Annotated in this window: 17 protein-coding genes; 8 read left to right on the top strand and 9 right to left on the bottom strand. The window is 69.1% G+C overall.

Annotated elements, in window-relative coordinates:
- Positions 1–9: 9 nt before the first annotated feature.
- Positions 10–843: a class II glutamine amidotransferase gene (locus KY572_RS34565; RefSeq protein WP_224247941.1), complete on the bottom strand. Its 834-nt coding sequence runs from the start codon at positions 841–843 to the stop codon at positions 10–12.
- A gap of 230 nt (positions 844–1,073) precedes the next feature.
- On the opposite strand from KY572_RS34565, the gene dnaK reads away from it, so the two are divergent.
- From dnaK to KY572_RS34550, 3 genes are read left to right on the top strand one after another with little or no spacing between them, the layout of a single operon-like run.
- Entirely contained in the window at positions 1,074–2,675 is a 1,602-nt protein-coding gene (gene dnaK, locus KY572_RS34560; protein ID WP_224247940.1) for a molecular chaperone DnaK, read from the top strand.
- 21 nt (positions 2,676–2,696) lie between these two features.
- Positions 2,697–4,739 carry a DnaJ domain-containing protein gene (locus tag KY572_RS47480; RefSeq protein WP_263452240.1) on the top strand — a complete coding sequence of 681 codons (2,043 nt, stop codon included), beginning with the start codon at positions 2,697–2,699 and terminating at the stop codon, positions 4,737–4,739.
- Between the two features lie 29 nt (positions 4,740–4,768).
- Positions 4,769–5,515, top strand: coding sequence for a CvpA family protein (locus KY572_RS34550; RefSeq protein WP_224247939.1), 747 nt, complete (start codon positions 4,769–4,771; stop codon positions 5,513–5,515).
- Between the two features lie 507 nt (positions 5,516–6,022).
- On the opposite strand, the gene KY572_RS47475 is transcribed toward KY572_RS34550, so the two are convergent.
- Both KY572_RS47475 and clpX read right to left on the bottom strand, forming a co-directional pair.
- Entirely contained in the window at positions 6,023–9,229 is a 3,207-nt protein-coding gene (locus KY572_RS47475) for a serine/threonine-protein kinase (protein WP_263452239.1), read from the bottom strand.
- Positions 9,230–9,354: 125 nt separating this feature from the next.
- Positions 9,355–10,428, bottom strand: a complete 1,074-nt coding sequence (gene clpX, locus KY572_RS34530; RefSeq protein ID WP_224247938.1) for an ATP-dependent Clp protease ATP-binding subunit ClpX — start codon at positions 10,426–10,428, stop codon at positions 9,355–9,357.
- A gap of 226 nt (positions 10,429–10,654) precedes the next feature.
- On the opposite strand from clpX, the gene speA reads away from it, so the two are divergent.
- On the top strand, positions 10,655–12,673 hold the full coding sequence (gene speA, locus KY572_RS34525) for a biosynthetic arginine decarboxylase (RefSeq protein ID WP_224247937.1): 2,019 nt from the start codon (positions 10,655–10,657) through the stop codon (positions 12,671–12,673).
- A gap of 97 nt (positions 12,674–12,770) precedes the next feature.
- On the opposite strand, the gene KY572_RS34520 is transcribed toward speA, so the two are convergent.
- The 4 genes from KY572_RS34520 to KY572_RS34505 form a co-directional block, all read right to left on the bottom strand.
- A complete protein-coding gene (locus tag KY572_RS34520) occupies positions 12,771–13,301 on the bottom strand; it encodes a hypothetical protein (RefSeq protein ID WP_224247936.1) in 531 nt (176 codons plus the stop codon).
- 125 nt (positions 13,302–13,426) lie between these two features.
- On the bottom strand, positions 13,427–13,873 hold the full coding sequence (locus KY572_RS34515) for an OsmC family protein (RefSeq protein ID WP_224247935.1): 447 nt from the start codon (positions 13,871–13,873) through the stop codon (positions 13,427–13,429).
- Between the two features lie 28 nt (positions 13,874–13,901).
- On the bottom strand, positions 13,902–15,122 hold the full coding sequence (locus KY572_RS34510) for a deoxyhypusine synthase family protein (RefSeq protein ID WP_224247934.1): 1,221 nt from the start codon (positions 15,120–15,122) through the stop codon (positions 13,902–13,904).
- A gap of 43 nt (positions 15,123–15,165) precedes the next feature.
- Positions 15,166–15,432 (bottom strand): hypothetical protein, encoded by a 267-nt coding sequence (locus tag KY572_RS34505; protein ID WP_224247933.1) that lies wholly within the window; start codon positions 15,430–15,432, stop codon positions 15,166–15,168.
- A gap of 156 nt (positions 15,433–15,588) precedes the next feature.
- On the opposite strand from KY572_RS34505, the gene KY572_RS34500 reads away from it, so the two are divergent.
- Positions 15,589–16,419 (top strand): PHP domain-containing protein, encoded by an 831-nt coding sequence (locus KY572_RS34500; protein WP_224247932.1) that lies wholly within the window; start codon positions 15,589–15,591, stop codon positions 16,417–16,419.
- On the opposite strand, the gene KY572_RS34495 is transcribed toward KY572_RS34500, so the two are convergent.
- Both KY572_RS34495 and KY572_RS34490 read right to left on the bottom strand, forming a co-directional pair.
- Positions 16,416–16,898 carry an SMI1/KNR4 family protein gene (locus KY572_RS34495; protein WP_407660054.1) on the bottom strand — a complete coding sequence of 161 codons (483 nt, stop codon included), beginning with the start codon at positions 16,896–16,898 and terminating at the stop codon, positions 16,416–16,418. The genes KY572_RS34500 and KY572_RS34495 overlap by 4 nt on opposite strands.
- A gap of 110 nt (positions 16,899–17,008) precedes the next feature.
- Positions 17,009–17,524 carry a hypothetical protein gene (locus KY572_RS34490; RefSeq protein ID WP_224247930.1) on the bottom strand — a complete coding sequence of 172 codons (516 nt, stop codon included), beginning with the start codon at positions 17,522–17,524 and terminating at the stop codon, positions 17,009–17,011.
- Between the two features lie 167 nt (positions 17,525–17,691).
- Here KY572_RS34490 and KY572_RS34485 point away from each other — a divergent pair, with 167 nt between their 5' ends.
- The 3 genes from KY572_RS34485 to KY572_RS34475 are packed head-to-tail and all read left to right on the top strand — an operon-like array spanning position 17,692 to position 20,793.
- Positions 17,692–18,822 carry a hybrid sensor histidine kinase/response regulator gene (locus KY572_RS34485; RefSeq protein ID WP_224247929.1) on the top strand — a complete coding sequence of 377 codons (1,131 nt, stop codon included), beginning with the start codon at positions 17,692–17,694 and terminating at the stop codon, positions 18,820–18,822.
- Positions 18,823–18,838: 16 nt separating this feature from the next.
- Positions 18,839–20,419 carry an ATPase domain-containing protein gene (locus tag KY572_RS34480; RefSeq protein WP_224247928.1) on the top strand — a complete coding sequence of 527 codons (1,581 nt, stop codon included), beginning with the start codon at positions 18,839–18,841 and terminating at the stop codon, positions 20,417–20,419.
- The gene (locus KY572_RS34475; protein ID WP_224247927.1) at positions 20,416–20,793 is read left to right on the top strand and encodes a response regulator transcription factor; all 378 of its coding nucleotides are present in this window, start codon (positions 20,416–20,418) and stop codon (positions 20,791–20,793) included. Before KY572_RS34480 ends, KY572_RS34475 begins: the two co-directional genes overlap by 4 nt.

Here is a 20,793-nt window from a genome sequence, read left to right as displayed (position 1 = left end):
CGCCCAGGCTCAGGCCGCCGGGAGGTGGCGGACCTGCAGGTCCTCGCTCACCGCCAGCGTCGTGCCCTGCGCCAGCTCCACCCAGCCCTGCGTGCGCTTCAGGTGGCTGGCCACCACCACCGCGCGCTGGCGCCGGTGCGCCATCACCGCCGGCTGCGTCTCCGGCGTCGTCGGGGTGATGCCGCACACCTCGCAGCGGTCCGAGCCCTCCAGCCGCGTGTAGTAGAGCGGGGCCTCGCCCCAGCGCGTGGCCACGAGGATGCGGCCGTTGGTCGCCACGAAGTTCAGCGTGGAGGTGCGCGCCGCCCCGGCCTGCGCCGCCGTCCGATCCAGCTCCCGCGACGTCTCCGCCAGCAGCGCGCCCGCGAGCTCCGGCTCCAGCCGCGGATCCTCGATGCGCCCCTTGTCCCGCAGGCGCTTCAGGAAGTGCGCGAACGCCACCTCGCTGTCCGTGGAGCCCTTCACCGACCAGCGCAGGAACTCCGGCAGCTCCTCCAGCAGCAAGGCCCTCAGCCGCTCGAACCCCTGCAGCACGCCCTGGTGGGCGAACAGCCAGCTGCGAGAACGGAACGGCTGCGTGTTCTCCTCCAGCGACTGCCCCACCGGCAGCTTGCCCTCATGGAAGAGGAGGGCGCCGGACTCTTGGGGCGGAGCCAGGGCCGCCATCGTCAATCCCACATCGCTGGAGAGCCGCCGCAGCAGGACTTCGCCGTCAGCGTAGGCACCCACACCCACCGTGTTGGCGCGAGGCTCGGCCTGGATGGCCACCTGCCCCTCCAGCCGGTGCAGCTGGCACCGCAGCAGGTTTGGATCCGATGTGAGCACCGCCAGCACCGCCGACATGGAACGAAACCCCCCGACGAAGTCCGTGGTCCAAGGAATAGATAATGATGCCACTCCCCCCCCTCAACCCACGCTTCCCAGGCCCCTCGGCGTTGCCTAAGCCCTTGAAATGGCTCGGATTTAGTCAGACTGAACGTTTGACAGGCCCGCTGCGCGGTGCCTAACATCCCCGCGCTTTACGCGAATTGAAGAGGACCTGCGCATTCGTGCAGGACTTCACCGGAGACGGAATGTCGGACGAGATCGCGATCGGCATCGACCTGGGCACGTCGTACTCGTGCGTCTCAGTGGTCCAGGACGGGCAGCCGGTGGTCATCCCCAACGAGTGGGGTGAGTCGACCCACGCCTCGTGCGTGTCGTTCCTGGAAGATGGCTCGGTGCTGGTGGGCAATGCGGCGAAGAAGAACATCATCGCCGCACCCGAGGCGACGGTGTACTCCGCCAAGCGCCTCATCGGTCGGTACTTCTTCTCCGACGAGGTGAAGAAGGCCCAGGCGGTGATGCCGTACCGCATCGTGGAGGGCGAGAACAACTCGGTGCGCATCGAGGCGCGCGGCCACACGTACTCGCTGCCGGAGATCTCCGCGCTGGTGCTCAAGGAGATGAAGGCGGTGGCCGAGACGTACCTGGGCCGGGACGTGAACAAGGCCGTCATCACCGTGCCCGCGTACTTCAACGACAACCAGCGCCAGGCCACCAAGGACGCGGGGCGCATCGCCGGGCTGGAGGTGCTGCGCATCCTCAACGAGCCCACCGCGGCGGCGCTCGCCTACGGGTTCGGCCGGGACGTCAACCAGCGCATCGTCGTGTACGACCTGGGCGGCGGTACTTTCGACGTGTCGATCCTGGAGATCGGCAAGGACGTGTTCGAGGTGCTGTCCACCGCGGGTGACACGTACCTGGGCGGCGATGACTTCGACGACCGCATCATGACGTGGCTGGCGGAGGACTTCCTGGCCAAGACGCGGCTGGATCTGCGGCAGAACAAGTACTGCCTGCAGATGCTGAAGGACGCGGCCGAGCGGGCGAAGATCGACGTGGGCCAGTACGGCACGGCGGACATCCTCTGCCAGGGCATCTGCCAGGACGCCAACGGCAACGTGATGGACCTGAAGCAGACGCTGAACCAGGACCAGTTCAACCGGATGGTGATGGACCTGGTGCAGCGCACGTTCAAGGTATGCGACGAGGCGCTGCAGAGCGCGCGGCTGACGGCGTCGGACATCGACGCGGTGATCCTGGTGGGTGGCCCCACGCGGCTGCCCATCATCCGCAACTCGGTGAAGCACTACTTCCAGAAGGAGCCGATGGAGGGCATCAACCCGGATCAGGTGGTGGCCATGGGTGCCTCGCTGCAGGCGAGCGCGCTGCTGGAGGCCGGCGGCTCCACCTTCCTGGTGGACGTGACGCCGCTGACGCTGCGCATCGGCACGGTGGGCGGCTACACCGAGAAGATCATCGACAAGAACACGCCGGTGCCGATCGACCGCTCGAAGACGTTCACCACCAGCCGAGACGGGCAGGAGAAGGTGAAGATCCGGGTGTACCAGGGCGAGTCCAACCGGGCCGACGAGTGCGAGCTGCTGGGCGAGTTCGAGTTCTCCGGCTTCCGCATCGGCTACCGCGGCGAGGTGAAGATCGAGGTGACGTTCGAGATCGACACCAACGGCATGGTGAACGTGTCGGCGTGCGACACGGAGACGGGCCAGAAGACGACGACCACCCTCACCCTCTCCTCGGGCATGACCGAGGCCGACATCCAGCGGTCCATGGAAGCCACTCGCCAGATCCAGCTCGCTGGCCACAACGCAGACCTCCCCTCCGTGGCCTGATAGGCCTGGCAGAAACCGCCGATGTCCCAGCCCCCCGACTCCAACGCCGGCAAGCCACCCGGCCCTCCCGCAGGCACCGCTCCCGCGCGGCCCGCCGCGCCCGCCGCGCCTCGGCCTCCCGCGCAGGCGGCGCCCCGGCCTCCCGCTCCGGGTGCGCCCGCCGCGGGCCCCGCCGCCGCGCCTCCGCGCACCATGTCCTCGGGCGCTGTTCCGGCCTCGCCCGCGGGGGCTGCTCCGCGTCCCGGCGGTCCTGTCCCCGTCGCGCAGCCCATCCCCGCGGTGAGCGGGCCTCCGCGCACCGTGTCCTCGGGGGCCAACCCGCCCGCGCAGCCCGGGCCCGGTGTCGCCGCACCCCGCGCGCCTGCTGCTGGAGCACCCGTTCCTCAAGGGACTCGTCCTCCGCCGCCTCCCGCGGCCGTGAACCCCGCGACGCTGCCTGTCGGTACCCGGCCCACCGTGCCGGCCGTCGCCGCGGTGAATCCGGGTGATCGTCCCACCGTGCCGGGCATGCCTCCCATACCCCCGGCGGCGTATCCGGCCGGGACGGCTCCGCCTCCGGGCTCTCCGGGTGTCGCGGCGCCCGCCTCGGGTTCGCCGGGTGTGGCGGCTCCGAGGCCTCCTCCGGCCGCGGCCAGCCGTCCGACGGTCCAGGGCATCACCCCCATCTCCGTCACCCCGCAGCCGAGCCCGGGCGTCTCGCTCAACGAGCCCACGCCGCACTCCCCCGCGGCTCCGGCCCACCGGCCCACCGTCCCGGGCATCGTTCCCATCTCCGTCCCCCGGACGCCCGCCACTCCGGCGCCGATTCCGCAGGCGGCCAGGCCCACGCCGGCACCCGCGGGCCCGGGCACGCCGCCGCGTCCTCCCGGGCCGGCACAGCCCCCGCCGCCTCCCGCCGCCGCGGGAGCTCCGCGCACGCCTCCGGTGATTGCCCCGGGCCAGCCTCCTCCGCCTCCCCCGGCGGCTACGGCTCCGCCGGTACGGCCCGGCAACAAGCCCACCATGTCGCTCCCGGCACTCGCTTCGTCCGGGGGCGCGCCTCGCATTCCGGTCATCACCGCCGCGGCGCCTCGTCCCGTCGGGCCTGGAGTGCCTCCCGCGCCGCCTGCGCCTCCCGCGCCTCCAGCAGCCGCGGGGCAGCGGCCTCCGTCCCGCTCGGGCATCCCCACCGTCCAGCCGGCAGCCGCGCAGCCTCCTGCCGCGGGCCAGCGGCCTCCGTCCCGCTCGGGCATCCCCACCGTCCAGCCGGCAGCCGCGCAGCCTCCTGCCGCGGGCCAGCGGCCTCCGTCCCGCTCGGGCATCCCCACCGTCCAGCCGGGAGGTGCGGCTGCGCGGCCGGTGCCTCCCGTGGCGCCCCCTATGGCGCCGGCAGCGCCTCGTCCACCCACGGTGGGCGCGGCACCGATGGCTCCGCCCCCTCCGCCGGCCGCGGCTCGAGCGCCCGGGCCCTCCACTCCGCCTCCGCCGCCGGCGGCCGCCTCGGCTACGGGTGGGTTGGATCCGAAGCTGATGGCCGAGCTCGAGGCTCGCTGCGCCCAGCTCGATCAGCTCGACTACTTCGAAGTCCTGCAGATCCCCCGGGAGGCCACTCCCGCGGACATCAAGAAGGCCTTCTACCGCGAGAGCCGCACCTACCACCCGGATCGCTTCTACCAGCTGGACTCCAAGGCGCTGAAGGACCAGGTCAACGAGCTCTACAAGCGCGTCACCGAGGCCTACTACGTGCTGCGGGACGACACGAAGCGCCGCAAGTACCTGGCGGACGTGACGGGCCCCGAGCGCGCCCAGAAGCTGCGCTTCACGGAGGCCTCCGAGGCAGAGACGAAGGCGGCGGTGAAGAAGGAGCAGGAGGAGCAGATCGGCACCCACCCCAAGGGCCGCCAGTTCTACCAGCTCGGCGCGGCCGACCTGGAGGCGGGCCGTTGGTCCTCCGCCGAGCGCAACCTCAAGATGGCGCTCACCTACGAGCCCTCCAACGCCCGCTACAAGGAGAAGCTCGCCGAGGCGCAGAAGAAGATCAACGAAGAGTCCAAGTCCAAGGGCGAGGCCTTCAAGATCAAGTGAGGCGCAGCCGGCCGTAGCGCGGATCCGCGATGACCATCGACCTGATCATCCTCGGCCTGGTGCTGTTCTTCGCGATCATCGGAGCCTTCACCGGTGCGGCGAAGCAGATCGCCCACATGGTGGGGCTGGCGCTGGCCTACTACGTGTCCCGGAAGCTCGGGACGGTGGTGGGCCCGAAGCTGGCGGGCTCGCTCGGCGCGTCCGAGCTCGTGGGCGTGCTGGTGGGCACGGTGCTGATCTTCCTCGTCGTGCTGGTGTCGGTGCGCTACGCGCTGGGCGCGCTGCTCCAGCGGGTGATGACGGGCAAGGATCCCAACAACCGCGGACCGGACCGGGTCATCGGCTTCGTGCTCGGCGGGGCGAAGGTGGCCGTCATCTCGTACGTGCTGCTCAGCGCGCTGACCTTCGTGGACCAGCACGTGGCGGTGGCGGGGAAGAAGCTGGGGCTGTCGCCGAAGGACTCGCGCTTCTTCTCCCTCGCGCGGAACCACAACCTCTTCGAGATGACGCAGTTCTCGTCGCTCAAGGACTTCGTCCAGGTGGCGCAGGCCAGCACGAACCCGGAGCAGGCCGCGAAGCTGGCGAATGACCCGGCCTACAAGGCGCTGCGGCAGGACCCGCGCTTCCAGCGGGCGCTCAAGGACGAGTCCCTGCGCCGCTCGCTCCAGGAGGGCGACACCCGGGCCCTGCTGAGCAACAACCTGATCCTCCAGCTCATCCAGGATCCGGAGTTCGCGGCCCGGCTGGGCGCCGCGTCGAAGGCGGCCGAGCGTTAATCCCCTCAGGCAGGTCCTTGAAGGCACGGCCTGGGCACGGGCCCACATCCCAGGGACACAGGTCGCGGGTCCCTCGCTGCGGGGCGGGTCCCCCCGTCGCTAACGGGTCCGCCCGCCCCGGCGTCCCGCTCTCCCTCGGACCACGGCCTCCAGCGTGCCCAGGTTTCCTCCTGGCTCACCCCCAAGGAGACCGGAAGAAATTCTTGCCCCCTGAGAGCGGCTCTTGTGCCAACGCGACTGCCCAGCCATGGAACCACCCTGTCTGCGAACCGGCACCGAACTGGTATGACAAGCAGACCAGTTCGAACCGGATGCGCCCGGCACGAGGGCGGACCGGATGCGGGGGCGGACTCGGGCCGTGTGCCCATTTCAGGGGGAGCAGCCTCTGACAGGAGTCGGAAAGACTTTTTGGACCTGCTTGGGGCGCAGTCCTGGCGAACCGGTAGGGTTGTCAGACAGGTTTGTCCGCCTCTCTCCCGGAAGCCAGGGGCTCAAGCGCAGGTGGGCTCAGGGTGAGCTGTGAGCGGCGAGCCACTTCGATGCCTCGGTCAGCCTCGGGTGGTGCATGCCTTCCCATTGGGCCCGGGCGGCGTTGGCCAGTTCCACCGCGCGGGGACGCTCCTGGCCACCTTCCCAGAGCACCCGGGCCAACAGGAACTGGATGCGGGCGCGCAGCCGGGGCTGCCCCAGCTTCAGGGCCTGCTCCAGCAACGGAACCGCCCCGACGGTCCGCCCCCGCGCCAACAGGAGATTGCCCGAGACCAGCAGCGTCTCCGCGATCTCGGGGTTCTGCGGACCGAGCGCCTTCTCCTGGATCTTCCGAGCGCGCTCCAGCAGCCGCTCCGCCTCGTCGTACCGCCCCAGGGCCGTCAGCGCCGAGCCCAGCTCATGGAGCGAGGTGGCGACGATGGCATGGTCCGCCCCCAGCGCCTTCTCTCGCAAGGCCAGCGCGCGCTCGTGGTGCCGCCGAGCCTCGTCGTAGCGCCCCAGGGCCTCGGCCACCCGCCCAAGACCGCTGATCGGGTCCGCCAGATCGGAGTGCTCCTTGCCCAGCGCCTTCTCCTCCAGCGCCAGCGCGCGCTCGTAGCGCTGCCGGGCCTCGTCGTACCGGCCCAGGTCCTCGAGGATGACGCCCAGGCTGGCGAGGGTCGAGGCCTGCCGGGGATGCTCGGGGCCAAGGGTCTTCATCTGGAGCGCCAGCGCGCGCTCGCCCTGCTTCAGCGCCTCCTCATGGCGTCCCAGCGTCCTCAAGGTATTGCCCAGGTTGATGAGCGAGTTGGCGACGAGGGGATGCTCGGGGCCCAGGGCCTGCTCACGCACGGCCAGCGCTCGCTCATGCCGCTTCAGCGCCTCCTCGTAGCGCCCCAGCGAGGTGAGCGCGTTGCCCAGGTTGCCGAGCGCGCTGGCCAGGTCCGGGTGCCGCGGGCCAAGCGCCTTCTCCCGAATGGCCAGGACGCGCTCGTGCATTCGCACCGCCTCCTCGTAGCGCCCCAGCTCCTCGAGCACGCCGCCCAGGTTGTTGAGTGGCGGCGTCATCATCGGGTGCTCGGGCCCGAACACCTTCTCCCGCTGCGACAGCGCGCACTCGTACTTCTGCCGGGCCTCCTCGTAGCGCCCCAGGTCCGTGAGGATGACCCCCTGGCTGTTGCAGGCGTTGGCTCGGAGGAGATCGTCATCGGCCAGCTCCACCGCCGTCTCCATGCCCAGCTGCAGGAGCGCCGCATCCTGGTGTCGGGCCTCGCGATACCCCACGAGGAAGTACAGCAGGCCCGACGCCCGAGCTCCGATCGTCAGATCCTTGCCACGAGCCGCCTGGGCGATGGCCTGGCGCGCCATCTCTCCAGCCGCCTTGTAGTCCCCGGTGCCATCCCGCGAGAGCGCCCCCAGGAACAGGGCTCGCGCGTGGAGCGGCGGGTGGCCCACCTGCTCGGCCTGCCGCAGCAGCTCATCCGCGCGCGTCATCCCCTCCTTGTACTTGCCCGTATCCAGCAGCGTCTCCACCGTGTCGAGCTGCTGCTGAAGCGCATCCGCCTTCGCCCGGAGCGCGGGGTCCTCCGGAGGAGGCACCGCCGCCGACAGCGCCTTGGCATCCGCGCAGTACTCCAGCGGCGGCAGCGACTGCGCCACCTGCACGGCCCGGGGGAGCAGCTCCCTGTCCGGCCCTCGCGCGAACAGCCCCGTGAGGGCGCGGAGCTGACTGCGCCGCCGCTCCAGGCAGTACTCCCGACGCACCGCCAGGCTCCGGGGCTGGGCACCCTCCTGCAGGACGAGCTCGCACACCTCCGCGCGCTGCTTCACCCAGGCCCCCGCGTAGCCCTCCAGCACCGAGGACACGCGCGTGAAGGTGTCCGCCGCGTAGGGCAGCTCCGTACCGAGCATCGCCTGACGCACCTGGGCCTGCACGTCCGCGTCCCAGATGCCCGAGAGCTGTCGCCCCACCTGCGTACACCCTCCCGCCGGCCCTTCCTGGCGTACCCACCCCCAGACCGCCAGCGCCGCCAGCCCCGCCATGGCCACCGCCACGCCTCCACGGCGAAGCAGCGCCCTGCGCCGCAGCTCCGGGTCATCCGCCAGCGCCGCCAGCAGCGGCTCCATGGAGGCAGGGCGCTTCTGGGGATCCGGCTGCAGCCCCCACAGCACCGTGCGTGTCACCCACGCCGGCACCTCGGAGGAGTCCGGCGGCGTCACCACCTTGCCCTCGAGCTGGGCGCGGGTGAGCTCGGTCGGCGAGGAGCCCCGGAAGGGCAGCTGCCCGAAGAGCGCCTCGTACAGCGACGCGCAGAAGGCGAACAGATCGCTGCGCACGTCCGCCGGACGGCCCCGGAAGAGCTCCGGCGCCATGTAGGCCGGCGTGCCCATGAACATGCCCGGAAGCGTCAGCACGCTGGACCACGAGCCCGAGGGACGCGCCGTCACCGTCAGGTCCGTGGGCAGCGCCGCCTCCGGCACATTCACGGGCTCCTGCTGCACCGGGGCGGGGCCCTTGTCCGAGGAGTCCAGCGCGCTCTGGGCTCGCGCCAGGCCGAAGTCCGTCACCCGCGCACGCCCGTCCTCGCCCACCAGCACGTTGTCGGCCTTGAAGTCGCGGTGGATGAGGCCCGCCGCGTGCGCCGCCGCCAGCCCGCGCCCGGCGGCAATGTAGGCCCCCAGCACCTCGCGCCAGGTACGCGGCGCCTGGTTCTTCCAGCGGCGCAGCGTCTGCCCCTGGATGTACTCCATGGCGATGAAGAGCGAGCTGTCCTCCAGCGCTCCCGCGTCGTAGACGGCCACCACGTGGGGGTGGCTCAGGCGCGCCATGGCCTGGGCCTCGCGCACCAGCCGCGTCTCCTCGCCCTCGGTGCCCTCCGCCTTCAGGCTGCGGCGCAGCAGCTTGAGCGCCACGCGCCGGTCCAGCCGCGAGTCATAGGCGGCGACCACCACGCCCATGCCCCCCTGCCCCAGCTTGTCCAGCACGGTGTACCGGCCCGCCAGGGTGTGCCCGGGAATGAGCGAGCCGGGCACGTCTCCCAGCTCCGAGCCCTCCGCGAACCGAGCCTCCTGCTCGGCCTCGTTCGGCACCGGAGGCCCCGGGCGCACCACGGTGGGCGATTCCCACTCCCCCGAAGAGTCACTGGCGCGCCGCACCGTCACCGCCTGCAATGCGGCGGGCTCGGAGGACTCCGGCGAAGGAATGGGGGGTGGGCCCGCCTTGGGCTCTTGCTCCGGGCCGCTCATGACAACGCCTCCGCTCGCGAGCCGCCCCACCGCAGGCCCACGCTGGGAAGCGATCTTCCCAGGTTCGGAGGTCTTACAGAAGCCCACCCCTCCAGGTCCAGTCCTCTCGCAGGACTGGCGAGGGCTCAGACGCTGAGCTGGGCCGTGTCCAGGCCGGCCAGGCGACCGCGCACGAAGTCCGCGTCCACCGTCAGCCGGCGGCGCCGCAGCTCGGGCGCGTCGAACATCACGTCCGCCATGACGTGCTCCAGGATGGAGCGCAGGCCACGCGCCCCCAGCCCCTTCTCCGCGGAGAAGCGCACCACCGCGCGCAGGGCCTCCTCGGTGAAGTCCAGCTCGATCTCGTCATACGAGAGCAGCTCCCGCAGCTCGCGCAGCACGGAGTCCGGCGGCTCGGTGAGCACGCGCAGCAGATCCTGCTCGCCCAGCGCGTGGAGCTGCACCATCACCGGCAGGCGGCCCAGGAACTCCGCGAGCATCCCGAAGTCCACGAGCTGCTTGACGCTGATGCGCTTCTGCACCCGCCGCACGGCCTCCTCGGCCCCGAAGCCCAGCGGGCGCGAGCCCCCGTCCCCGTAGTCGTGGAGATCCGAGAACGTGCCGGCGCAGATGAAGAGGATGTCCTTGGTGTCGATCTGGACGAAGTCGCTCTTGTTCCACGCCTGGGTGACGTTCATGGGGACGAACACCTCGCGCCCCTCGAGCAGCTTGAGCAGCGCCTGCTGCACGCCCTCGCCGCCGATGTCCCGGCTGCCCGCGCCATTGCGCGCCCCCTGGGTGCGCCGGGCGATCTTGTCCACCTCGTCCACGAAGATGATGCCCCGCTGCGTGTCCTCGACGGAGTGGTTCGCCTTGAAGAGCAGATCCGAGATCATCACCTCCACGTCCTTGCCGTAGTAGCCGGCCTCCGTGTACTCGGTGGCGTCCACGGTGGTGAACGGGACGGAGAGGATCTCCGCCAGGTTGCGGGCGATGTGCGTCTTGCCGCTCCCCGTAGGCCCGATCAGCAGGATGTTGGACTTCTTGATCAGCGACCCCCGGCGCATCCTGCGCGCCTGGATGCGCTTGAGGTGGTTGTGCGCGGCGATGGCCACCGCGCGCTTGGCCTCTTCCTGGCCGATCACGTAGCGATCCAACCGCTCGAAGATCTGCCGGGGTGTGAGGACCGGCTCTTCTTCCCTGCGTACGGACGACTCCATGTACCCTCCCCTTCGGTCCACGCGTCCTCCCAGCGTTCGACAGAAGGGTAGGAATGAAACGCGAGCAGGCCCACCTGAACGGCCCCACGGGCCTGTAGCGCCGCCTGCTCGGCTGCTCTCCGATCAGTCGGCTATTGAAGCCGGGACGCTTTCCCTATAGTTGCGCGCGTTCCACGGGTTGTTGGCACTCCAGCCACCCACCCCTCCCCGGAGGCCCTGAGACGCAATGGCCATCACCTCGCCCCCGCAGCACCGTTGGACCCTTGCCGACGCCCTGGAGACGTACGGAATCCGCAACTGGGGCAACCCCTACTTTGGCATCAACGACAAGGGCCACGTGTGCGTCCACCCGGACGGGCCGCAAGCGGCCAGCATGGACCTCAAGGAGCTGGTGGACGAAGTGCGCCGCCGGGGCATCGGCCTGCCGCTGCTGATCCGCTTCACGGACGTGCTGCGCCACCGGGTCCGCCACCTCAACGAGGCGTTCCGCAAGGCCATCGCCGAGCACAACTACAAGGGCCAGTACAAGGGCGTCTACCCCATCAAGGTGAACCAGCACCGGTACGTGGTGGAGACCATCGTCGAGCAGGGCAAGCAGTACGGCTACGGGCTCGAGGCGGGCAGCAAGCCGGAGCTGCTGGCGGTGATGGCCCTGCTGGACAACGATGACGGGCTGGTCATCTGCAACGGCTACAAGGACGAGGAGTACGTGGAGACGGCGCTCTTCTTCTCCCGCCTGGGCCGCAAGGTCATCCTGGTGGTGGAGAAGCCCAGCGAGCTGCCGCTGATCGCCGAGGTGGCCCGGCGCACGGGCATCGCCCCGCGGCTGGGCGTACGCGTGCGCCTGTCCACGCGCGGCGCGGGCAAGTGGGAGGCCTCGGGCGGAGACCGCTCCAAGTTCGGCCTCACCTCCTCGGAGCTGATGAGCTCCATCGCCTTCATGCGCGAGACGGGCCTGCTGCAGCACTTCGAGCTCTTGCACTTCCACCTGGGCAGCCAGATCTCCAACATCCGCAACGTGAAGAACGCGCTGCGCGAGGTGGGCTGCTTCTACGTGGAGGTGGCCCGCCAGGGCGCGCCGCTGCAGTACCTGGACGTGGGCGGCGGCCTGGGCGTGGACTACGACGGCTCGCAGACGAACTTCACCTCGTCCATGAACTACACCACGGAGGAGTACTCCAACGACGTGGTGTTCGGGGTGATGGAGGCGTGCGACCGGGCCGGGGTGCCGCACCCGACGCTGGTGTCCGAGTCCGGCCGAGCGGTGGTGGCGCACCACGCGGTGCTGGTAGTGGACGTGCTGGGCACCAGCGAGTTCGACCCGGCGCAGGTGCCGGAGAAGGTGGACGACAAAGCGCAGGCGGTGGTGCGCAACCTGGTGAGCACCTTCAAGGACGTGACGAACAAGAACCTGCTGGAGTCCTGGCACGACGCGCAGGACGCCAAGGAGGAGAGCCTCACCCTCTTCTCGCTGGGCCACCTCTCGCTGGAGCAGCGCGTGGCCGCGGAGAACGTCTACTGGGCCATCTGCCACAAGATCATGCGCATTGCCCGGGAGCAGGGAGAGATCCCCGAGGAGCTGGACACGCTGGAGAAGCAGCTGTCGGACACCTACTTCTGCAACTTCTCGGTGTTCCAGTCGCTGCCGGACTCGTGGGCCATCGACCAGCTCTTCCCGGTGATGCCCATCCACCGGCTCAACGAGAAGCCCACGCGCAAGGCGGTGCTGGCCGACATCACCTGCGACTCGGACGGGAAGATCGAGCACTTCATCGACAAGCGCGAGGTGAAGGACTCGCTGGAGCTGCACTCGCTCAACGATGACGACTACTACCTGGGCATCTTCCTGGTCGGCGCGTACCAGGAGATCCTGGGAGACTTGCACAACCTGTTCGGGGACACGCACGCGGTGCAGGTGTCGCTGGCGCCCAACGGGGGCTACCTGATCGATCACGTGGTGGAGGGAGACACCGTCAATGAGGTGCTCCACTACGTGAGCTACAACAAGGACGATCTGGTGGCGCGGCTGCGCAAGTTCACCGAGGTGGCGCTGCGGCAGGGGCGCATCACCCTGGACGAGTCACGCTCGCTGCTGCGGATGTACGAGGAGGGCCTGGGCGGCTACACGTACCTGGAGCGGGACGTGGACGCGAAGTTCGCCGCGGCCAGCCACGGCCAGCTGCGCCTGGTGGCCCCGCATGACGCGGGAGCCCCGCGCACCACCCCTCCGCCGACCGGAACCTGAGAGCCCGAGAGCCACTGAGGCTCTCTTCCAGGGCTGCTGAAAGATGACGCTGTCTTTTACTTATGAACGTTCATAAGTGAAAGACAGCTCTGTCTTTTCACTGCCCTGCGTTCTCCGCGGGGAACAGCGAGGTGGAGATGAACGGAGCGTGGGTGAAGGCGGTGTCCGCCGCCTGCAGGCGCCAGCGCTCCAGGTTCCTCAGCTGCATCTCCGTGCGGGCGACGAGGACCTCGAAGTCGAAGCCCGCCAGCTGCCGCTCCGTGCGCGCCAGCCGCCTGAGCATGCGCCACATCGCGCGCCGGCCCTGGGTGCCCAGGAACAGCGCCTCCAACTCCTCGAAGCGGCTCAGCGGGGAGTAGCGCACCAGACGGCCGTTGAGCTTCAGCCGCGCCACCTTCTCCCCCACCCAGGCCACGCTCTGCTTGAGCGTGTCGCGCGGCACCTTCAGCGTGCGCAGCACCTGCTCGACGAGCGCGCGATCCTGCTCCAGCTCGGCGCTCAGCGTGGCGAGGAAGTCGCCCAGCGGGTTGCCCTGGTTCTCCCGCGCGGCCCGGCGGGCGAGGTCGATGCCCGCGCGTGCGCCAGACAGATGATCATTCAGGTAGATGCCCAGCAGCTTGACGTCCACGTCTTGCCTCCCTCGCGAGCGTTACCCGCCAGAGTCGGCATTCCACGAGCAGGATGCAGGACGCCCGGCTCCCGTGGCTGAAGAGCATCCGGGCGGCCGAGCGTCCCCCTGGGTCGTGAAGGCCTTCAGCCCTCGCGAGGCTCGTCCGGGTAGCTGAAGGTGACGGGGAGCTTCAGGTCCGGGTGGAGGCTGCGCGCCACGGGGCAGCCATGGGCTACCTCCTCCAGCCGGGCCCGGTGGGCGCGAGACAAGCCCGCGGGCATCTGGATGTTCAGCACCAGCTCGCCGATGCGGCGCGGCGGAGGCGTCATCCGCTTCTCCACCGTGGCCTTGGCCTCACCGAAGGGGATGTTCTCCCGCGAGGCGGCCAGGGCCATGGTGGTGAGCGCGCACGAGGCGAGCGCCGCGCCCACCAGGTCCGTGGGGGAGAACGAGCCGCCCGTGCCACCGTTGTCCTTGGGGGCCTCGGTGGCGAAGGACGAGCCCGAGGGCCCGTGCTGGAGCTGCGTCTTGAAGGCCGGGGCGGTGGTGGCGGTCATCACCACGCCGGTGGGCTGCGAGGGCTGGCTCATGGCGGTGCTCCTGTGCGCGGGGGTGGCTTCAGCGGACGTAGGCCTCGTGCTTCTCCGCGTCCTCCGCGGTGGAGGGCTCGGCGTCCTGGATGCTCCAGTCCAGGGTCTTCATCAGCGTCTTGCTGCGCTTCTTCACGTCCGCGTCCAGGAAGCCGATGGCCTCCTGCATCTTGTCCATCAGCCGCATGGGCTTGCGCTTGTTCTTCGGCTCGGACAGCAGCGCGTGGGTGAGCCAGGGGAAGACGGCCGTCACGTCGCAGTGCACGTACATGGAGCCCGTCTCCACCGCCTCCACGGAGACCTTGCCCCAGGTGTGGCCCTCACCGGCCGGGCAGCTCGACAGCGCGCCGTTGTCCACCGGGTCCACGCAGAACTGCACGTCGATGTCGAAGCCCGTGGTGGGCACGTTGAGGATCTGATCCAGCAGGGGCTCGCCCTGGAGCGTGTAGTTCTTGGGCACGCCGCCGCCGAGGATCCAGATCGCCAGCTTCTTCGAGCCGTGGTGGCGGCAGAAGTGCTGCATCGCCGCCATGGAGTAGACGTCGTCGTTGATGTCGAGCTCGAACTTGAACTCGGCGCCCAGCAGGCGCTTGAGCTTCACGACGTTGAGGAAGATGGAGCCGTCCTGCACCGCGCCCACCCAGATGGGCACCGCGTGCTTGTAGCAGGTGGACAGCAGCGAGGGCTGCTTCACCCCGAGCTTCTTCTCGATCTGGTAGACGGCCTTGCCCAGCAGGTAGTGGAACTCGGGCGTGGTCATCTTCCGCTGGAACTCGGGGCCGCGGATGATGGCGGAGAAGAGCCGGTCGGTGTCCAGCAGCGCCTCCTCCCAGAAGCCCAGGTCGTAGATGCGGATGATGCGCGCCAGCCGGTACTGGAGATCGCCCGCGTTGGGGTTCACCTCGCGGATGGCGTGGCCGATGATGCGGTGGGCGTCGTGGTAGAGGTTGGCGCCGGTGGTGGTGAGCGCGGAGATGACGCCCTTCTCGATGAGCGGGATGAGGCAGCTCTGGTGCAGGCCCGCCGGCGTCATGGCGCCCGAGAGGGTGAGGAAGATGGAGGCGTCCTGCTCGAGCGACTTCGTCATCAGCTCGAAGGCGGTGCGCTCCTGCCGGCCCACGTAGGCGCTGAAGGCATGGGCGAGCAGCTCGGTGGGCTTCTCCTTGCCCGTGATGGGACGAGGATCCGCCTTGCGCGCTCCCGAGTAGGCGGAGCGCAGGGACTTCTTGGGGTTCGAGGTCTTGGCCATGGCGCGCGGCTATAGCACTCGCGGCGCGTCGTGGGGAGCACGCTCAGCGGCGCTTTGCCGCCCGGGCCTTGGGAGCCTCTTCCGGCGCGAAGGAGCCCAGGACGCGCTCGCGGACCTGCTCGGGGGTGAGGTGCTGGGTGTCGGCGACGACACAGGAGACGTAGGCCAGCTCGGCCAGCGCGCGCATGGCCCGCTGGCGCACCGCCTCATCCTCGGAGCCCAGCAGCTCGGAGGCCGCCGCCACATAGCTGCTGGCGAGTGACTCGAAGAGATAGACCCGGTTCTCGATGGTGTCGTCCGTCTTGGCCATAGGTGTCCAGGAATCTACGCGCAGGCGGTCGGGCCGGGCGAGGGCTCGGAGGCCCGCAGTTCAGTCATGGCCAGTCGGCGGCAAGGTGTGCGCCGGGGACCGGGCTTCGGCTATGAGAGGGAGTGGAGCCCTTCCACCCGAGCCCCGGAGCCTGTCGTGATCGATCTCCACTCCCACACCACCGCCAGTGATGGCCAGCACTCGCCGGAGGAGCTGCTGGCGCTGGCGTCCGCGGCCGGGGTCACGGTGCTGGCGGTGACGGACCACGACACTGTGGCGGGGCTGGCGGCGGCGAAGGAGGCGGCGAAGGCCCGGGGGATGGAGCTGGTGCCGGGCATCGAGCTGTCCGCCTTCGTGCTGGGGCGCGAGGCGCACATCCTGGGACACTTCCTGCGGCCGGAGGATCCGGACATCTCGCGGTTCGCGGACATGCTGCGCACCGAGCGCCAACAGCGCATGGAGCAGATGGTGGAGAAGATGCGCAAGCTGGGCTTCCCGGTGCGGATGGAGGACGTGTACGCCATCGCGGAGAAGGGACACCTGGCGCGGCCGCACCTGGCGCGGGTGCTGGTGGAGAAGGGCTGGTGCGTGGACACGAAGGAGGCGTTCGACCGGTTCCTGGGGGACGGGCGGCCCGCGTGGGTGGATCGCTTCCGGCTGGACGGGGCGGACGCCATCAAGCTCATCCGCAACGCGGGAGGCACGGCCACCCTCGCCCACCCGGGCACCTCGAAGATGAACCGGATGGAGGTGGAGACGCTGGCGAAGGCGGGGTTGGCGGGGCTGGAGGTGCACCACTCGGATCACAACCCGAGCGTGCGGGAGAAGTACCTGTCGCTGGCCAGGGAGTTCGATCTGGTGCCCACCGCCGGCAGCGATTTCCACGGCGAGAAGGTGGCACCGGGGCGGCACCTGGGCACGGCCTCCATGCCGCAAGAGCTGTTCGCGAAGCTGCGGTCCCGGGCGGATTCCCAGCGCGCTTCCTAGTTCTTCTCCGTCTGCAAGTAGAAGTGCCGGCCCTGGCTGCGCAGCGCTCCTTCCAGGAACTCCGCGAACGATGCCGCGATCTGCGGGCAGTACGCCGGATCCGGGAAGGCCTCATGGTCACAATCGATGATCGGATAGCGCCCCTGCTCCTGCCTGGACACGTCGATCAGGACATAGTTCCCATCCTGCACATCGCAGATGGCGTATTGGGAGACGGGCCCCAGCCGATCCTCGTCCTTGCCGAAAACAGCGACCCGAGCTCGAACGATCTCCGACAGCGGAAGGATCTGGTAGGGCGCGTCCGGGAGTCGCTTGAACAGCTCCGCTCCATTGCAGTGCAGATAGAAGTCACGGAGATCCGGATCCAACCGCCAGCCCATCCTCTTCTCGAGAGCCGCGATCTCCTCGAGCGTCGCGGGTGGATGCGGGAAATGGCGACGGGAGATCTCTTCGAGGAGCGCCCTCATGGCCGTTGGCATCGTCACTTGTCCGCGTAGGGCAGATCAGGCCCCACCGTATTCCAGGGTGCACCACCCGCGTAGCAGATGTCGTACTCCCTGTTGAAGACGATGTGGATTCGTACCGCTGCTTACCCCACCCAGAGCAGCCCTAGGCCATGGGGGCCTACTTGCCCCAGCCACGCTTGAGCCTGGCGGAATGCGGCCAAGACAGCTTCAACCGATAGGGGCTCGGCCTCGCCGTATTCAGCTACGAGAAACTCAGTGACCTGGTTCGGCGTCAACGCAACAGCCTGGAGCTGCGTGAGGAGTGCCTGGGCGCGGGCGTAGTCGAAGAGGGCCAACGAGTTCTTCAGGTGAGCTGAAAGCTGCTCGCTCTCGGCTGCGAGGGCGGCACCACGGAAGAGGCTGACCCCCTGGGCCTCCAGCATGAGCTCCAGAGGGACAAAGGCCCATCCCGAGTCACAGAAGGTCGGCAATCGGGTGGCGTGCTCCTCGAGAAACGGATGGATGGGGTAGGTCTCGATCACCTTCGGCTTGAGGAGCCCCAGCGCCCGCCTCACCTCGTGCCTTCGAGGAGCCGCCGCATTGAGGAGAGGACGAAGTTGGTCGCTATCGAGCAGATAGAAAGAAGCAAGAGCGCTCATGGCCACTACCCAGGTTCGTCCTCCCGGCTACCTTCGGCTACCGGCCGCCCCGCTTCTGACCACCACCCAACACCGGCGCGGGATTCAGCAAAAATCGTGCATGCGCGCGCACATTCGGGGATTCCGCTTCTGCACTACGGTCTGCACTCTTCCTGGCAGGAAGAATTGTGAACGCGCCTGGACATACGGGTGAACGGCCACCTCCGAAGGCCACCATCCTCAACGTCAACGACCACCCGGCGACCCTCTACATGGTCTCCCACATGCTGCGCATGGCGGGCTACCAGGTGCTGGAGGCCGCCAACGGACGGCAGGCGCTCACCATCGCCGCGGGCCAGCCGGATCTCGTCCTGCTCGACGTCCACCTGCCGGACCTGGACGGCTACGAGGTGTGCCGCCGCCTGCGCCAGAACGAAGACACCCGGGATCTCCTCATCGCCCACCTCTCGGCCGTCTCCGTCCAGCACGAGGACCGCATCCGGGGCCTCGCCCATGGCGCCGACGCCTACTGGACGACTCCCATGGACGAGGAGGAGCTGCTCGCCAACATCGAGGCGCTCCTGCGCCTGCAAGGCCGCGCCCAGAGCGCCATCCGCGCCCGGGACGAGTTCCTCTCCGTCGCCGCCCACGAGCTGAAGACGCCCCTCACCGCCCTGCGCCTCAACCTCGAGCGCGCCCTCTACCTGGCCCTCCGCAGCTCCACCGACACCATCCCCAAGTCCTCCGTCGAGAAGAGCCTCTCGCCCGCCGTCCGTCAGATCGAACGGCTGCAGCAGCTGCTCGACGCCCTGCTGGACGTCTCGCGCGTCACCAGCCACCGGCTTCGCCTGGAGGTGAGCGCCGTGGATCTCGTGGAGGTCGTCGGCGAGATGGCCCTGCGCCTGGAGGCCCAGGCCCGCGCCGTGGGCGTCAAGCTCCAGTTCGAGCTGCCTCACGAGCCCGTCGTCCTCTTCGGAGACCGCCTGCGCCTGGAGCAGGTGGTCACCAACCTGGTCACCAACGCCATCAAGTATGGCGCCGGCCGGCCGGTGCACATCAGCGTGGAGGAGCGCCCCGAGTGGGCCATGCTCCAGGTCCGCGACGAGGGCATCGGCATCGCCCCGGAGGATCAGTCCCGCATCTTCGGCCGCTTCGAGCGCGCCACGAGCACCCAGCAGTCCCAGAGCCTGGGGCTGGGCCTCTACATCACCAAGGAGATCGTCACGGCGCACGGAGGGACGATCTCGGTCACCAGCCAGCCCGGCCAGGGGGCCACCTTCCAGGTGCTCCTGCCCCGGCGCCGGACCGAGCGGTATTGAGAAGGGAGAACGTGCGGTGTCGACAGGACAAGGCGCTGGACAAGGAGAGAAGGACCGGAAGACGGGCCACGAGCGCCTGATCACCGGCGTCCCGCGGCTGGACTTCATCACCAAGGGCGGCCTGCTGAAGGGGGCCTCGTACTCGGTGCTGGGCCCGCCCGGCTCCGGAAAGACGGTGCTGGCCAACCAGATCGCCTTCAACCACGTCAAGAACGGTGGCCGTGCCCTCTACGTGACGCTCCTGTCCGAGTCTCACGCGCGCATGCTCGCCAACCTCCAGGAGATGACGTTCTTCGACGCGAGCGTCATCCCCGAGAGGCTCCACTACATCAGCGGCTACGCCGAGCTGGAGAAGGAGGGCCTCAAGGGCCTGCTGGACATGGTGCGGCGCACCGCCCTCCAGCACCAGGCCTCCCTGCTCATCATCGACGGCATGGACGCGGCCAAGGAGTTCGCCCGCTCGGACCTGACGTTCAAGCGCTTCCTCCAGGATCTCCAGACGTTCGTGGGCCTGCTCGGGTGCACCACCCTGCTCTTGTCCCCCCACCACGAGGGAGAGCTCCACCCGGAGAACACCGCCGTGGACGGCGTCTTCGAGCTGTCGCTCTGGCTCTCCGGACCGCGGGCGGTGCGAGAGCTCGTCGCGCTCAAGTTCCGCGGCAGTGACTCGCTGCTGGGCCGCCACGAGGTGGAGATCTCCGAGAGGGGCATCGTCATCCACCCGCGCACGGAGGTGCAGTTCGCCAACCCGGAGGAGAAGGGCCGCGAGGATCGCATCCGGATGTCCTTCGGCATCCCCCGCCTGGACGAGTCGCTCCATGGCGGGCTGCTGTCCGGCTCCACCACCATGCTGCTGGGCGCTCCCGGCACCGGCAAGACGCTGCTGGGGCTCCACTTCCTCCTCCAGGGCGCCCGCGAGGGACAGCCCGGCGTCTACTTCGGCTTCTACGAGACGCCTCCCCGGCTGCTGGAGAAGGCCGCCGGCGTGGGGATGAAGGACCTCAAGAAGTACGTGGACAAGGGCCTCATCGAGATCCAGTGGCAGCCCCCGCTGGAGCACAACATGGACTCGCTCGCCGAGCGGCTGCTGGAGCGCATCCAGGAGCGGAACGTGAAGCGGCTGCGGCTCTTCATCGACGGGGTGTCCGGCTTCCGCTCCGCCGCCGTGTACCCGGACCGGATCGGCCGCTTCTTCTCCGCCCTCTCGCACCAACTGCGCATGCTGGACTCCACCACCATCTACTCCGAGGAGACGCCCCTGCTCAGCTCCGGGGTGGACGCCCCGCTGCCGGAGGCCGCGGCGTACGTGGAGAACATCATCCTCATGCGCTACGTGGAGCTGCGCTCGCAGCTGTACCGGCTCATCTCCATCATGAAGATGCGCGAGAGCCAGTACGACAGCGGCATCCGCGAGTTCGCCATCACCGACGAGGGCATCAACGTCGCCGACACGTTCGAGAGCGCCGAGGCCATCCTCACCGGCCACGCCCGGCTGCGCGAGGGCGCCCGCGCGGAGGATGTCGCGCCGCCCATGGGTTCGGACGGGGCGAAGAAGAAGTCCAAGCGGCGGGGCCTGCTGCGGCGGAGGAAGTCATGAAGACCATCCTCATCGTCGACGACGAGCTGGACATCGTGGAGGCGGTGAAGGCCATCCTCGAGGAGGAGCGCTACAAGGTCCTCACCTGCGGCAACGGCCGCGAGGCGCTCAAGTGCCTCATGGAGACCCGGCCGGACCTGGCCATCGTGGACATCATGATGCCGGTGATGAACGGCTACGAGACGATCAAGGCCATCCGCCAGAAGAGCGAGTTCGAGAAGCTCCCCATCCTCATCATGAGCGCCATCGCCCCCACGGTGAAGGCCAGGGACTACTCGTGGGCGGGCTTCCTCAAGAAGCCCTTCTCCCTCAAGGAGCTGCTCTCCCACGTGCACACGCTGGCCCCCAAGGATCCGGATCAGGAGTCCGCGTAG

The organism is Hyalangium gracile (assembly GCF_020103725.1).
Taxonomy (GTDB): domain Bacteria; phylum Myxococcota; class Myxococcia; order Myxococcales; family Myxococcaceae; genus Hyalangium; species Hyalangium gracile.
Note: the sequence above shows the minus strand (reverse complement) of the source record. Positions and strands in the feature narration are given on the sequence as shown.

Coding starts and splice junctions, on each gene's coding strand:
- KY572_RS34565 (WP_224247941.1), bottom strand. CDS start 843: ATGTCGGCGGTGCTGGCGGTGCTCACATCGGATCCAAACCTGCTGCGG.
- dnaK (WP_224247940.1), top strand. CDS start 1,074: ATGTCGGACGAGATCGCGATCGGCATCGACCTGGGCACGTCGTACTCG.
- KY572_RS47480 (WP_263452240.1), top strand. CDS start 2,697: ATGTCCCAGCCCCCCGACTCCAACGCCGGCAAGCCACCCGGCCCTCCC.
- KY572_RS34550 (WP_224247939.1), top strand. CDS start 4,769: ATGACCATCGACCTGATCATCCTCGGCCTGGTGCTGTTCTTCGCGATC.
- KY572_RS47475 (WP_263452239.1), bottom strand. CDS start 9,229: ATGAGCGGCCCGGAGCAAGAGCCCAAGGCGGGCCCACCCCCCATTCCT.
- clpX (WP_224247938.1), bottom strand. CDS start 10,428: ATGGAGTCGTCCGTACGCAGGGAAGAAGAGCCGGTCCTCACACCCCGG.
- speA (WP_224247937.1), top strand. CDS start 10,655: ATGGCCATCACCTCGCCCCCGCAGCACCGTTGGACCCTTGCCGACGCC.
- KY572_RS34515 (WP_224247935.1), bottom strand. CDS start 13,873: ATGAGCCAGCCCTCGCAGCCCACCGGCGTGGTGATGACCGCCACCACC.
- KY572_RS34510 (WP_224247934.1), bottom strand. CDS start 15,122: ATGGCCAAGACCTCGAACCCCAAGAAGTCCCTGCGCTCCGCCTACTCG.
- KY572_RS34505 (WP_224247933.1), bottom strand. CDS start 15,432: ATGGCCAAGACGGACGACACCATCGAGAACCGGGTCTATCTCTTCGAG.
- KY572_RS34495 (WP_407660054.1), bottom strand. CDS start 16,898: ATGCCAACGGCCATGAGGGCGCTCCTCGAAGAGATCTCCCGTCGCCAT.
- KY572_RS34490 (WP_224247930.1), bottom strand. CDS start 17,524: ATGAGCGCTCTTGCTTCTTTCTATCTGCTCGATAGCGACCAACTTCGT.
- KY572_RS34475 (WP_224247927.1), top strand. CDS start 20,416: ATGAAGACCATCCTCATCGTCGACGACGAGCTGGACATCGTGGAGGCG.